We start from the raw sequence: 14295 nt of genomic DNA, 5'->3' as shown, positions 1-14295 counted from the left end.
AAGATGGCTTTAGTTTCATTAAGGCAGTTGCTAGATCATGCTGCAGAGAACAATTACGGAATACCTGCGTTTAATGTGAATAACCTTGAGCAGGTTAGAGCAGTTATGGAAGCAGCTGATAAAGTTAATTCACCAGTGATTTTACAAGGTTCAGCTGGTGCGAGAAAATATGCTGGTGCACCTTTTATTAAGCATTTGATTGAGGCAGCAGTGGAAGAGTATCCACATATTCCGGTATGTATGCACCAAGATCACGGTACATCTCCTGATGTTTGTCAAAGATCTATTCAATTAGGATTTTCATCTGTGATGATGGACGGATCTCTAATGAGTGATGGAAAAACTCCGGCTAGCTATGAATATAATGTTGAAGTAACAAAAAGAGCAGCAGAAATGGCCCATGCTTGTGGAGTGTCAGTTGAAGGGGAACTTGGTTGTTTAGGTTCTTTAGAAACTGGACAAGCGGGTGAGGAAGATGGAATTGGCGCTGAAGGAACTTTATCTAAAGAACAACTTTTAACTGACCCTGAAGAAGCAGCTGACTTTGTAAGAAAAACTAAAGTAGATGCTTTAGCTATTGCTATAGGAACAAGTCATGGCGCTTATAAGTTTACTAAGCCACCTACTGGAGATGTTTTATCAATTAAAAGAGTAAAAGAAATTCATGCAAGAATTCCAAACACTCATTTAGTAATGCATGGTTCTTCATCTGTTCCTCAAGATTGGTTAGAAGTTATTAACACTTATGGTGGGAATATGGGTGAAACTTATGGTGTACCAGTTGAAGAGATTGTTGAAGCAATTAAGTATGGTGTAAGAAAAGTTAATATAGACACTGATTTAAGAATGGCGGCAACAGGTGCTATAAGAAGGTTTTTAGCAGAAAACCCAGCAGAGTTTGATCCAAGAAAATATCTTGCAGTATCTAAAAAAGCGATGAGTGAAATATGCGAAGCTAGATATATTGCATTTGGTTCAGCAGGTCAAGCATCTAAAATTAAACCAATTTCTTTAGAAAAAATGTTTCAAAGATATGAGACTGGTGAGCTAGATCCTCAAATAAAATAATCTTTCAAATTCTTTTTAAGTTTTATTCAACTTTATATTTTCTTTTTAATAGTATCGTTAAAGATATTATGGTGATTAATATTAAACTAACACCTATCCATGAGTTTGTGTTTAAGTTTTCATCATAGAATATTCTTCCCCACATCAATCCTATTGCAGAAGCAACTCCACCTACTAGCGAATAGTAGATAGGTCCTGCAATTTTGATTAATATAAAAAGAATCACATAGCCAATACTTGATAATATTATTTCTAATAAGATTAACCAGTCGTTTATATTTAATGGAAAACTAATAGGGTGAAAGTGGCCTAAACTTAATGTAATAGGTATAAGTATAATAGTTGATGTTGTAAGCATTCCTAAAGAGAGGCTTAGAAAATTACTAGGTAATGGTCTAAATGCAGCAATCCATACAGCACATAAAGCAAATGAGAAAGGTGCTACTAAAGCAATAATTGTCCAAGGGATGTTATTTATCTCTGGAAGATTTAAATTACTTAGTATAGTAAATAAAATTCCGATAAAACCAATTAGCACAAGGATAAATCTCTTTAAATCAAATTTTTCTAAATAAAATAAAATGCTTAGTGGGAAAATTATAATTGGCACAGTATTAATTAATACAGTTAATAAGCCAGAAGGAATATGTTGAGCACAAAAATACATAATAGTATTTGGAATGACAATTCCTAGTATTCCACAGGCTAAATAGTAGTGAATGTATTTAGGCTTAATAGAAAAAGGAATTTTTGCCACAATTACTATAACTAATAAAGCAATCATTGGTCCTAATGATTGCCAAAAGCTATATCCAAGTGGATGAACTCCGTGAGTCATACAAAATCTAGCAATAGTGTAGCCAGATCCCCAAATAGTACCAAGAAGAAGCAATAAAAATATAGAGATAAAGTGCTTATTTGAATTTGTTTTCATTATTAAATCTCTATTATACTTTAGTTGAGTTTTAGGCTTTCCCAGATTTCATCGATTTTCTTTTTAACTTCTTCAGACATTTCGATTTTTTCTCCCCACTCTCTAGAAGTTTCTCCTGGCATTTTATTTGTTGCATCTAGTCCCATTTTTGAGCCTAAGCCAGATATTGGAGAAGCAAAATCTAAATAATCTATAGGAGTGTTATCGATTAGAGTAGTGTCACGGGTTGGATCCATGCGTGTGGTTATAGCCCATATAACATCTTCCCAGCTACGTACATTTATATCATCATCTACGATGATAACAAATTTAGTGTACATAAATTGACGCAAATATGACCAAACTCCCATCATGACTCGTTTTGCATGTCCAGGATATTGTTTTTTAATACTAACAATAGCCATACGGTAAGAGCAACCTTCCGGAGGTAGATAGAAATCTATAATCTCAGAGAATTGTTTACGAATAATTGGAGTAAAAATTTCATTAAATGATACGCCTAATATAGCAGGTTCATCAGGAGGTCTACCTGTGTATGTGCTATGATAAATAGGATTTTTACGGTGAGTTATTTTTTCAACTGTAAAAACAGGAAATTCCTCAACTTCGTTATAGTATCCTGTATGATCACCATAAGGACCTTCAGGTGCGGTTTCATTAGGATATATGAATCCTTCTAGCACTATTTCTGTATTAGCAGGTACTAGTAGGTCGCTAGTAAGAGCATTTGCAACTTCTGCCTTTTGTTTTTTTAATAGTCCCGCAAAAGCATATTCAGATAAAGTATCTGGAATAGGTGTTACCGCAGCTAAAGTAGTTGCTGGGTCAGCACCAATAGCTACAGCTACAGGAAAGGGCTTATCTCCATGATTTTTACACCATGCTTGATAATCTAGGGCTCCGCCACGATGATGTAACCATCTCATGATAAGTTTATTTTTACCTAAAAGTTGAAGTCTGTATATACCTAGGTTTAGTCTTTCCTTTCTTAAGCTGTTAGTTATAACTAGTCCCCATGTTATTAGCGGAGCAACATCCTTAGGCCAGCAAACTTGAATTGGGAGACTATGAAGATTTATATTATCTTTATCAATCACAACCTCTTGGCAAACTGGATTCTTTACTACTTTCGGAGACATGTTGAGAACTTGTTTGAAGATAGGGAATTTATCTATAGCATCTTTAAAGCCTTTAGGTGGTTCAGGTTCTTTTAGATATGCTAAAAGCTCCCCAAGCTCCTTTAATTCATCAACACTATCCAAGCCTAAAGCAATAGCAATTCTTTCAGGAGTTCCAAAAAGGTTTGTCAATACAGGAATGTTTGAGCGATGATCAGGATTTGTAAATAGTAAGGCGGGACCTTTGCTTCTTAGGACACGATCTGAGATTTCAGTCATTTCTAAGAAGGGAGATATTTTTTGAGATATTTTCTTTAGATGATTATTCTCTTCAAGATATGTAATAAATTCTCTTAGATCTTTAAAAGATTTCATTTTATTTTAGATAGCGCCTCTTTTCATGATTTCAAAAAATTCTTCATTAGTTAAAGAAGATTTCATTTTTTCTGTTAAGAATTCCATAGCTTGCACATCTTCCATGCCACCAAGAATCTTACGTAGAATCCAAAGTTTTTGTAATTCATCTTGAGTTGTAAGTAACTCTTCTCTACGAGTACCAGATCTATCAAAGCTAATAGCAGGATAAACACGACGTTCAGCAATTTTACGATCAAGATGAAGTTCCATGTTACCAGTACCTTTGAACTCCTCAAAGATAACCTCATCCATTTTAGAGCCAGTTTCAACAAGGGCTGTAGCAATGATTGTTAAACTACCACCTTCAGCAGTATTTCTTGCCGCACCAAAGAATCTTTTTGGTTTTTGTAAAGCATTTGCTTCCACACCACCAGAAAGTACTCTACCAGAAGCAGGTGATACAGTATTGTATGCACGAGCTAATCTTGTGATTGAGTCTAGCAGAATAACAACATCTTGTTTATGCTCAACTAGTCTTTTTGCTTTTTCAATTACGATCTCTGCCAACTGAACGTGTCTAGCTGCGGGTTCATCAAATGTTGATGCTACAACTTCACCACGTACTGAACGTTGCATCTCTGTAACTTCCTCTGGACGCTCATCGATAAGTAGCATGATTAAGTTACATTCAGGATGGTTTTTAGCAATTGATGTTGCAATATTTTGCATCATAATAGTTTTACCAGTCTTTGGTGGAGCAACAATAAGTCCACGTTGACCTTTACCAAAAGGTGCTGCTAAGTCTATAACTCGTGCAGTGATGTCTTCACTAGAGCCATTACCTATTTCCATCTTTAATCTTTCTTTAGCATATTCAGGAGTTAGGTTTTCAAATAAAATTTTCTTTCTAGCTTGTTCTGGAGAATCAAAGTTAACGCTATCAATGTGTTTAACTGCGAAATATTTTTCACTATCTCTTGGAGGGCGAATTTTACCAACAATGCTGTCACCAGTTCTTAAGTTTAATTTTCTGATAAAAGCAGGTGAGACATAAATATCATCGGGGCTAGCAAAGTATGAACTATCAGATGATCTAAGAAATCCATAGCCATCTTGTAAGACTTCTAATATACCTTCACCGTAGATATCTTCACCATTATCAGCATAGTGCTTAAGTATAGAAAATATTAATTCTTGTTTTCTTGCTCTAAGTGATTCAAGATCAAGACCTTGAGCAATTTCCATAAGTTCGTTAACAGACTTGTACTTTAATTCATTAAGATTCATTGCTTGTTCTCTAGTAGTAGAAAATATTTGATGAAAGACTATAGATACTTATCGATCATAGCGATTAATTGAGTTTTTTGAACAACGCCTACTTTTGTTTCAGCATTTTCCCCATTTTTAAAAAGCATTAAAGTTGGCACTCCACGAACGCCAAACTTCATAGCAGTTTCTTCATTCTCATCTATGTTAAGTTTGCAGATTTTTACTTTATCACCATAATGAGCAGCAACTTGATCTAATATTGGAGCAATCATTTTGCATGGTCCACACCAAGGAGCCCAAAAGTCTAATAACACAGGAGTTTTGCTTTCAATAACTTCACTTATGAATTGATCATCAGAAATATCTACACATTTTGACATATTTTAATTTTCCTTATTTTATAATTCTTTGGTATATATTTTTAAAATTTTAGAAATAAAGTTTTTTATATATAAGTTTGATTGTTCAGTTCATTATCAAATGCAAGTCGACTGAACACTTTTAGCATCTAACTTTAAGGTCATATTACAATAAAAATGTTTTAAAATAAAATTTTTTAGCTATTTTAAGCTACTTTTTTGTAATATCATTGTTACTTAAATTATATTCGTGATTTAAAAATTAAAAAATGTCTAAGCGAATAGCTACAGTTGATCTTGGCTCTAACAGTTTTCATATGCTTATTTGTGAAATTTCTGATAGTGGTGAAGTAAACACTATTTATAAACAAAAAGAAAAAATACAGTTAAGAGCAGGGCTAAGTAAAGACTTAACTATAGATGATGAAACTCAAGCTAGAGCTATAGCATGCCTAGAGTCTTTTTCTAGAGAGATTAGAAACTATCAAGTTGAGTATGTAGAGGCTGTAGGTACATATACTTTACGAAAAGCTAGAAGGAATATTCGAGTTTTTAAGAAAAAACTGAGTAAGGCTTTAGGAACTAAGATAAGAATAATATCTGGAAAAGAAGAAGCTAGGCTTGTGTATGTGGGAGCTAGACAAGCTTTAGATAATGTTATAACCACAAATAAAACACTTATAGTTGATATAGGTGGTGGATCTACTGAGATAGTGATTGGTAGAGGAGATTCAATACTGGCGTCAAGAAGTCTTGATGTTGGTTGTGTAGGCGTGCAGAATGACTTTTTTAGTGAAGGGAAATTAACATTCGATAATTTCTTTAAAGCAGTTGAAGAAACAAAGAAGCTTATAGAGCCGATCGTTAAAAAATATAAATCTATAGGCTGGGACGTTGCTCTTGGTTCTTCTGGAACTATACAATCTGTTATAAAAATAAATTCGACATTGAATAAACAAGATACTGTAAACCAGCTGTTTCTAAATGACCTTATAACTAAGATGATAGCAAAAGAGGTAGTTCAAAATATTAGTTTTGATGGCTTGAGAGAAGATAGGGTGAATGTAATAGCTGGTGGTGTTGCAATTTTGTATGCTGTTTTTGATTCATTAGGAATAGTTTCTATGGAAAGATCAAAAGGAGCTGTTAGGGAAGGAGTTCTTTATGAGATTGTTAAGAAAAAATTTAAAAAGGTTTCATGAAAAACTATATACCTTTATCAGCGCGGATTAGACCGACTTCAATAAATGAAATAGTAGGGCAGAAACATCTTTTATCTCCTAATGGGATTCTTACAAAAATGCTTAATAGTGATGGCATTTTTTCTTTAGTTTTATGTGGGAAGCCCGGTACAGGTAAGACTACATTAGCAAGAATAATCGCAAAAAGTAAACAGCTAGCTTTTTTTGAGTTGTCAGCAGTTGATTCTGGAGTAAAAGAAGTAAGAAAGCTGATTTCAGAAAATGAAAAGTTAGATAGTTTTGTTTTATTCTTGGATGAGATTCATAGGTTTAATAAGTCTCAACAAGATCTGCTTTTACCATACATAGAAAGTGGTAAAATAATCCTTATTGGAGCTACTACAGAAAATCCAACTTATTATTTAAATGATGCTTTAGTTTCTCGACTTTTGATAGTAAGGCTTTATCCGCTAAAGAAAGATGAGGTTAGAGAGTTAATAGATCAAGTTTTAAAGAAAGATGATGAGTTGTCTTCTAAAAAAGTAAGCATACAAGAAGATTTATATAATTCTTTTTATAATTTTAGTGATGGTGACTGTCGCAAGATTATTAATCTTATTGAGAGAATGTATTTACTTTCCGATAAAAAAAATGAGATTGTTTTTGATAAAAAGTTATTTGATATAGCTATTGGCGATGTAGTACGTGATTTTCATAGAGAGGGAAAAGAATTCTATGAACAACTTTCAGCGTTTCATAAGTCAATAAGAGGTACAGATCCGGATGCGGCTATATTTTGGTTGGCTTTGATGCTAGATAATGGGGTTGATCCTTTGGTAGTGGCAAGGAGAATGCTTTGTATTGCATCTGAAGATATTGGAAATGCTGATCCACAAGCTATAAGAATAGCAATTGATGCTTGGAATGCATATGAAAAATTAGGCTTGCCAGAAGGTAGGCTGGTATTAGCTCAAGCAGCAATATATCTAGCAGTGGCTCCTAAGAGTAACGCTAGCTATAAGGCTTATAGTGATGCTTTAAGCATGGTTAAGTCATCACGTAATATAGAAGTACCAAAACATTTAAAAAACTATAAAGATAGTAATTATCTTTATCCGCATGATTACCCTAACTCTTTTGTTAAGCAAGAATATTTTCCGGATAATATTAATGGAGAGTTTTATCAGCCTTCAGTGAACGGTTTTGAGCTTAAAATAAAGAGTAAGTTAGATAGTATTAAGAAGATAAAAAGTTCTGATTCAAATTAACTATGTTAAAAAAAAGTTTTATTATGCTATAATTCACGGCATAGTGTTATTTTTGTCAATATAAAAATATAAAATTAGGTTAAATGATGGTTCTAGAGAATTTATTACACCCTACAAATATCGTTATAGATAGTTATCAAGAGAATTCAACAAAGTTTTCATTTGAAGCTTTGGAGAGGGGGTTTGGTTATACATTAGGATATGCTCTTAAGCAAACTATGTTATACGCTTCAGAAGGTGCTTGCATAACTGCTATAAAAATAAATGATGGTAAAGTTACTTCTTACGAAGATACAATTCCTTGTGAAGAGTGTGTTGCTGATATTATATTAAACTTGAAAGCTTTAGCTGTTACTTTAAACGATGTAGACAGTGGCACAATTAGCTTTTCAATAAGTGGTGATGAGAGAGAAGTTCTTTCTGGAGAAGCTGAAACTTCTGAAGGAGTTGAGCTTTTAAATAAAGAAGTATTTGTCTGTAATTATCTTGGAAGCAAAAAGCTTAGTATAGTAGCTAAAGTTGAAAAAGGTACAGGTTATAAAGCAACTGAAGAAAATTTTAAAGATGGAGAATTTCTTCTAGATGGAACTTTTTCTCCTGTAGTCTTTTGTGACTTTGATGTAACAGATGCTCGTGTTGGAAGAAGAACAGATTTAGATAGACTGCATTTAGATGTGAAAACAAATGGTGTTGTTTCTCCTGAAGAAGCTGTTAGACAGGCTGCTACAAAAATACAAAACCAACTTTCTGGTGTTGTTGACGTTGAGAATATTAATCAAAGTATTTTTGTTGAAGATCCAACAAAAGATTTAGATCCTATGTTATTGAAGCATGTTGAAGAGCTTAGCTTGACAGCTAGATCTTCTAACTGTTTAAAAGCTGTTAATATAAGATTTATTGGTGAGTTAGTTCAAAAAACTGAAACAGAACTTTTAAAAGCTCCTAATTTTGGTAAAAAATCATTAAATGAGATAAAAGATAAATTAACAGAGCTTGGATTATCTTTAGGTACATCTATAGATAATTGGCCTGAAAATCTATAATAAAAGCTTTAATAATTGACTGAAATTTAATTATCAATTATTATAAAGTTCAAAATATGCCGAAGTGGTGGAATTGGTAGACGCGCCGGATTCAAAATCCGGTTCTGGCAACAGAGTGTGGGTTCGATTCCCACCTTCGGCACCAAACAATGGTTTCATAAGGTCTCATAACGATTCTTCAAACCTTTATATATCAAAGTTTTCGTTAAGTTACAGTTTATGTAGTCTCATAAAGTTCTACTGAAACTCACATTGATTTGTACGACTTTTAATACTACTGCTGATTTTTAGATTATTGGAAGTGTTTGTTTGTAAAGTTGGATGATTGTTAGTTTAATCACTCATTCTACTGAAACATGTTCTGAGCTTAGAGTAAGGAAGATATAAAAAACCTAAGTCCAAATAGCAACTATAGCCATGATAGCAAAGCCAATAATTACAAATGTATATTGCTTAGTATTACAACAATCTTTGATTAATACAGATTTGTCTAAACCATGTAGTGTACCCATATAAATAAATGTACCGGCTGCTATAGCTGTAAATGTAGGTTCAACAAAAGGATTTGAAACATAGTTATGAGCTGCTTGGCCAAATATTATTCCTAGAGGAGTCATTATCACAAATGTTGAGAAAAGCATGAGTCTTACTATGAATTTCAAATTTGTCTTATTAATATTTATTGCTAATGCAAAGCTAGCTGCCCACTTATGTGCAATAATTGCAATAAATAGTACAAAAGCCACACTTAGCTCAGATATGCCTAAGGCAGCACCTTCAAAAAAGCTATGGATTGATAGCATAATTGTTGCCATGATTGCCATAAATGATAAGTTACCTTTATTACTTTTAGATAGTGTTCCTCCAACATGTTCTAATAATAAGAAAAGTAGAATAGTTACCCCAGCTATTAGAAATGGGAATGGATAACTTACTTTTAAATCCTCAAAGTCACTTGCAGAGTCGCTTAACATATGAATTAGGCCAGCACCTAGAAATACACCATTTGCTAGGGCATCTCCTATTGGAAAATTAAAGCCTATAGGATTTGCTGCTTTTTTAATAAAAGGGTATATACCAGATATAGCTGTAACAAATAAAATTATTAATAAAACTACTACGTCAAAATTATTCATTTTTATTCCTCATTGTTTTCAACAAACCAATTAGGGAATGGGTCTGATATGTTTGAGTATTTATCAGGATTATTCCAGTAATCATTTATTAAACATTCATCAAGAGCTGATCTAATCTGCTTTTCATCCATTTCATCTTTTAAGCCTATGAAAACAATTTCTTGTCTTCTGTCTCCACTTATTTCATTCCATCTGTCTTTTACCATTTGTTGAAATTCTGGAGTGTCAGGCCATTGATCTTCATCGATACTTGCCCACCACATTCCCATGCCTTGATGTCTAACTAAAGCTCCTGCTTGAGACATTTCTCCAACATAGTCTGGTCTTGTTGATATCCAAAAAAAACCTTTTGCTCTAACAATTCCTGGCCACTCAACATTATTAAAAAAGTTCATTAGTTTTTCAGGGTTAAAAGGGTTTATGGAATGATAAACAAATGACTTAATACCATATTCCTCTGTTTCAGGGATATGTTCTTTAAAACTATATAATTCTTTACTCCACAAAGGATGATTTTCAGCTTCTTCTAAGTTAAATTTTCTAGTATTAACAACCTTATTGATATCAACTTTAGAGAAGTTAGTTTCTATAATCTCAGCATCAACGTTTAAGCCTTTTACAATAGACTTAACTGTTTCTTTATCAGTTTTTGAGCATTCATCTACCTTGTTTAAAATGATGACATTTGCAAATTCTATCTGTTCAACCATCAGGTCAACAATAGCTCTGTCATCTTCTTCTCCAAGACTTTCGCTTGTATCTTTCAGATATTCAGATGAGCTATAATGGTTCATAAAATTAGCTGTATCAACTACTGTGACCATCGTGTCAATATATGCAACATCAGCAAGGCTTTTGCCATCTTCATCTCTAAACTCAAAGGTTGTAGCTACTGGAAGTGGTTCAGAAATACCAGTACTCTCAATAATTAAGTAGTCATACTTTTCTGATTTTGCTAATTTCTCAACTTCAGTTAGTAAATCTTCACGCAAAGTACAGCATATGCACCCATTAGTCATTTCAACCATTTTTGCTTCTGTTCTTGAGACATGAGAGTCGTGACTTTTTATTAGTTCAGCATCAATATTGATTTCACTCATGTCATTTACAATCATAGCTATTTTGAGACCATTACTATTATTTAAGATATGACTTAGTAGTGTGGTTTTGCCTGAGCCAAGAAAGCCTGACAGTACGGTAACTGGTAATTTTTTCATGCTAGTATTCCAATAAAATAATGATAAGTATTGATATGTGGTTATAATATCATAAAAAACATAAAGTGTTATAATATAACAGTTCGTAAATATCCTTTATCATTCTCTATAGCTGTACATAACTATTGGGGTTTAATTAGAATAAAATATTCAATAAGCAAAAAAATATAAAAATTAATATTCTAATGTAGATTATGTAACTAAGTTCATCTGAATTAGCCGATCTATGGTTGCTTAAAGAGAGCGCTTGATAAAAATCTTATAATTAATTAACTATGTTATTATAAATATAATATTAACTATTTTGATAAAATATAGTTTTGATTTGTACTACTTTTAATACTACTGCTGATTTTCAGGTTATTGGAAGTGTTTGTTTGTAATGTTAGATGATTGTTAGTTTGATTCTCACTCGTGCAAAATTAAGCAGTCTCAACAATAAACGTACAATCGACATGTTCAGTGAATTGGCATTGGAAGTTCTTTAGATAAGCATTTATATTTTCATTGATTATAAAGTTAGTTTGGTTGGGTTTATGATTTGAACTAGCCTCAATAGTATGATCTTCTACATTTGAGTAGTAGACACAAATCAAATCACAAGTACCATCTTTACAGTTTGCTAATGTAGCTCCTTTGAACAGTTGTGGAGATTCTGGAAATCCAGAAGGGTTTTTATCAAAGCCAACCCATGTATGTTTAATATCATAATAATTAGTAGTTGCTACAAGCTGAGGTGTATGTTAAGAATGAAGATATAGGTTATCTAAAGAGTGGACAAGAGGCTGAGGTTAAGGTCAATACATTCCCATTTGCTGAGTATGGAGTACTACATGGGACTGTAGAGAAGATCTCTGGAGATGCTATAGAAGATGAGAGATTGGGATTAGTGTATAAGCTAATAGTTTCCTTAAATGATAATACCTTACACAAAGATGGCGAGGACTATAAGATAGTGCCTGGAATGGCAGTAGTAGCAAAGGTTAAGACAGGAACCAGAAGAGTGATAGATTTCTTCACAGAGCCACTTACAAGAGGTATCGATAACAGTCTTAGAGAAAGGTAATATTAATAAAGGTATTTTATGATGTTGAATATGGGAAGGGTGATTAGATGGGTGGATTAGTAAAAGTGGTACAGGAGGAACATAAATGAAAAATAATCATATGAGAATAATATATATCTTAATATTAGGGCTTATTACTATTTCTATAATATTCTTAAACAGAAATTTAATATTAATAGACTTTTTTAATATATTTAAAATAATTTTTGCTATTTATGTCATAACATTATTAGTTTTTTTTAAATTACCAAATTCAATTAAAGATGTATTATGTAGGTTCATAGTATATGTTTTTTCTTTTATTATTTTTTTTCTTAATACGTTGGGAGCCACAAAAACATCTTATGTAGAAAGTTATACTTTTACCAATAGTATTATATTTATCACTTTATCAGGTTTTATATTTAGTATTTTCTTAGTAGAAGTATTAGATTATGTGATTTATTTAATAATAAAAAAATATAAACAAAAAATATCTAAAAGGGTGAAATAATGAGCAATTATAAATTTAGTTTATATACAGATCCTCTTACAAGTTGAACAAATGGTTATCATGCTTGGATTAAAATATCAAATGGGATAGAAACCCATATATTTAGCTATGGTCCAACATCCAGTTACCCTTTAGATATTACTTTAGGAATATCTGGAACTTTTGATGCAACTTTAGTGCCATCATCTAGAGAAGAGGTTTCAGATTCATATGTTGGAAATATAACAGAAGCATAGATATTCTCAAGGAGATGGTAACGATACCCTAAATGTATCATCTAATGATGGAACTATGGATACATTAGAGCTAACAGATATAGACCATGATTCTGTTAATTTAAGTAGAGATGGAGAAGATTTGCTTATTAATTTTGATAGTGATCCATTAGGTTCAGTAATAGTAGATGATTATTTTTCTAGTCAATATACTAATCAAGGTTTAGAGATAGATGCTAATGATGGATTTGCATTAGATTTATCAGCTAACTCAAATAAGATAGCAGAGCTATTAGCAGCCTCTGGAGCAGATGACATAGATATGGATGGAGGAAGTGTAGATGGAACAGTTCAAACTACTACAAAACTAAGTTCATCTGAATTAGCTGATCTATGGTTACCTAAAGAGAGTGCTTGATAAAAATCTTATAATTAATCAACTATGCTATTATAAATACAATATTAACTATTTTGATAAAATATAGTTTTGATTTGTACGACTTTTTGTACTACTGACTAATTTGTAAAAAATAGAAGTGTTGATATATAAAGGCTAGGAAAGATTAGTTATAGTCCCACCTTCGGCACCATCGATAAGTTTCTCAAAGATCTCCTAAAATAAATTATTTACTTTTATAGTAGTTAAATAATTCATGAGCATCTAATTTTCGTTTTGTATCAACAATATGAACTTTTAAAGCATCTTGTTTTTGAGCTTTTTCAATGTTACATCTTAAAAGTTCTAGAGGAATTGCATAAGTTAGTTTGAAAAAAAATAATAGCCAAATTATAAAAAATATAATTCTTTTCATTTTCTATATTTGTTTCATATTCTTATTAGTTTATTTTAAGTTAAATATGCTATAAAAAATAGTTATAGAATATTTAATAAGTAATTGCTAGATAATTAACTTTGTTACAAAAATTAAGTATCATATAAGTATATTCGTATTTTTATGTTTTTATGAAAAAAATTATATTCTTAGGGTTTTGTATACTTTTTATTAGTGGTTGTGCTTCTACTAAAGTAAATATAGTGAAATCACCAGAGAAGATAGATTCTATTTGTGTTGTCAATAATAAAGAAGTTACTATTCCTAATTTTCAAGAAACAATCTTAGATCAGTTACAAAAACGAGATATAAAAGCATATGCTGTTCCTTCTTTTGATAAAAAGAATAAATGCCAAGCATCTCTTAAATATTCAGCATCTGAGTCTTGGGGGCTTACGACAAATATAGACTATACTGAGTTTGTATTATATAAGACTGCTAATGATGAGCATCTAGGGTTGGTAAGATGGAAAATGCCAGATAGTATTACTTTAAAGTACTATAATAATGATATGGATAATGTAATACCAACAATGCTTAATGAACTACTACCTCTTAATAATCAGATAGAAACAGACCTGGATGTTAGTGATTCTGAAGAGTATAAGCAAGATACTGAACAATATACGTCAGGTTTTGATCTTATGCCTTATGCTTTTCGAAGACCTAGTGTAGCACCAGAAAAAGGGTTTGGTAATTCAGCTTTATTAAATCTTTTCTCGAAATAGTTTTACTATA

The 14295-nt window shown here is 32.1% G+C and carries 15 protein-coding genes and 1 tRNA gene; 8 read left to right on the top strand and 8 right to left on the bottom strand.

Annotated features, from left to right (window positions below; genetic code table 11):
• Positions 1-3 precede the first annotated feature (3 nt).
• The gene (fba, locus tag DNK87_RS03110) at positions 4-1068 is read left to right on the top strand and encodes a class II fructose-bisphosphate aldolase (RefSeq protein WP_119330249.1); all 1065 of its coding nucleotides are present in this window, start codon (positions 4-6) and stop codon (positions 1066-1068) included.
• 22 nt (positions 1069-1090) lie between these two features.
• Here the strand turns inward: fba and DNK87_RS03105 are convergent, their stop codons facing one another.
• From DNK87_RS03105 to trxA, 4 genes are read right to left on the bottom strand one after another with little or no spacing between them, the layout of a single operon-like run.
• Entirely contained in the window at positions 1091-2002 is a 912-nt protein-coding gene (locus DNK87_RS03105) for a DMT family transporter (protein WP_119330250.1), read from the bottom strand.
• Between the two features lie 20 nt (positions 2003-2022).
• Positions 2023-3495 carry a 4-hydroxy-3-polyprenylbenzoate decarboxylase gene (gene ubiD, locus DNK87_RS03100; protein WP_119330251.1) on the bottom strand — a complete coding sequence of 491 codons (1473 nt, stop codon included), beginning with the start codon at positions 3493-3495 and terminating at the stop codon, positions 2023-2025.
• 6 nt (positions 3496-3501) lie between these two features.
• Positions 3502-4764, bottom strand: coding sequence for a transcription termination factor Rho (gene rho, locus DNK87_RS03095; protein WP_071663903.1), 1263 nt, complete (start codon positions 4762-4764; stop codon positions 3502-3504).
• A 38-nt stretch (positions 4765-4802) separates the two neighbouring features.
• A complete protein-coding gene (gene trxA / locus DNK87_RS03090) occupies positions 4803-5126 on the bottom strand; it encodes a thioredoxin (protein ID WP_071663904.1) in 324 nt (107 codons plus the stop codon).
• 248 nt (positions 5127-5374) lie between these two features.
• On the opposite strand from trxA, the gene DNK87_RS03085 reads away from it, so the two are divergent.
• The 4 genes from DNK87_RS03085 to DNK87_RS03070 all read left to right on the top strand — a co-directional run bounded on the left by DNK87_RS03085 (position 5375) and on the right by DNK87_RS03070 (position 8742).
• Positions 5375-6307: a Ppx/GppA phosphatase family protein gene (locus DNK87_RS03085; RefSeq protein WP_119330252.1), complete on the top strand. Its 933-nt coding sequence runs from the start codon at positions 5375-5377 to the stop codon at positions 6305-6307.
• Entirely contained in the window at positions 6304-7554 is a 1251-nt protein-coding gene (locus DNK87_RS03080) for a replication-associated recombination protein A (RefSeq protein ID WP_119330253.1), read from the top strand. Before DNK87_RS03085 ends, DNK87_RS03080 begins: the two co-directional genes overlap by 4 nt.
• A gap of 86 nt (positions 7555-7640) precedes the next feature.
• Entirely contained in the window at positions 7641-8597 is a 957-nt protein-coding gene (locus tag DNK87_RS03075) for a DNA-directed RNA polymerase subunit alpha (RefSeq protein WP_119330254.1), read from the top strand.
• A 58-nt stretch (positions 8598-8655) separates the two neighbouring features.
• Positions 8656-8742, top strand: a tRNA-Leu gene (locus DNK87_RS03070).
• Positions 8743-8989: 247 nt separating this feature from the next.
• Here the strand turns inward: DNK87_RS03070 and DNK87_RS03065 are convergent.
• Positions 8990-9733 (bottom strand): ZIP family metal transporter, encoded by a 744-nt coding sequence (locus DNK87_RS03065; protein ID WP_119330255.1) that lies wholly within the window; start codon positions 9731-9733, stop codon positions 8990-8992.
• Positions 9734-9735: 2 nt separating this feature from the next.
• On the bottom strand, positions 9736-10950 hold the full coding sequence (locus DNK87_RS03060; protein ID WP_119330256.1) for a GTP-binding protein: 1215 nt from the start codon (positions 10948-10950) through the stop codon (positions 9736-9738).
• 721 nt (positions 10951-11671) lie between these two features.
• Here DNK87_RS03060 and DNK87_RS03055 point away from each other — a divergent pair.
• Positions 11672-12016: a beta-barrel domain-containing protein gene (locus DNK87_RS03055; protein WP_119330257.1), complete on the top strand. Its 345-nt coding sequence runs from the start codon at positions 11672-11674 to the stop codon at positions 12014-12016.
• Between the two features lie 617 nt (positions 12017-12633).
• On the opposite strand, the gene DNK87_RS03050 is transcribed toward DNK87_RS03055, so the two are convergent.
• Positions 12634-12786, bottom strand: a complete 153-nt coding sequence (locus DNK87_RS03050) for a hypothetical protein (protein ID WP_154401837.1) — start codon at positions 12784-12786, stop codon at positions 12634-12636.
• A 14-nt stretch (positions 12787-12800) separates the two neighbouring features.
• Between DNK87_RS03050 and DNK87_RS03045 the strand changes: the two genes are divergently transcribed.
• On the top strand, positions 12801-13142 hold the full coding sequence (locus DNK87_RS03045; protein ID WP_119330259.1) for a hypothetical protein: 342 nt from the start codon (positions 12801-12803) through the stop codon (positions 13140-13142).
• A gap of 205 nt (positions 13143-13347) precedes the next feature.
• On the opposite strand, the gene DNK87_RS03040 is transcribed toward DNK87_RS03045, so the two are convergent.
• Positions 13348-13536, bottom strand: a complete 189-nt coding sequence (locus DNK87_RS03040; RefSeq protein ID WP_119330260.1) for a hypothetical protein — start codon at positions 13534-13536, stop codon at positions 13348-13350.
• Between the two features lie 152 nt (positions 13537-13688).
• Between DNK87_RS03040 and DNK87_RS03035 the strand changes: the two genes are divergently transcribed.
• The gene (locus tag DNK87_RS03035; RefSeq protein ID WP_119330261.1) at positions 13689-14285 is read left to right on the top strand and encodes a hypothetical protein; all 597 of its coding nucleotides are present in this window, start codon (positions 13689-13691) and stop codon (positions 14283-14285) included.
• Positions 14286-14295 lie beyond the last annotated feature (10 nt).

The sequence above is a fragment of the Pseudofrancisella aestuarii genome, from assembly GCF_003574475.2.
Taxonomy (GTDB): Bacteria; Pseudomonadota; Gammaproteobacteria; order Francisellales; family Francisellaceae; genus Francisella; species Francisella aestuarii.
The sequence above is the reverse complement of the archived record's forward strand: the minus strand, read 5'-3'. Positions and strand labels throughout refer to the sequence as shown.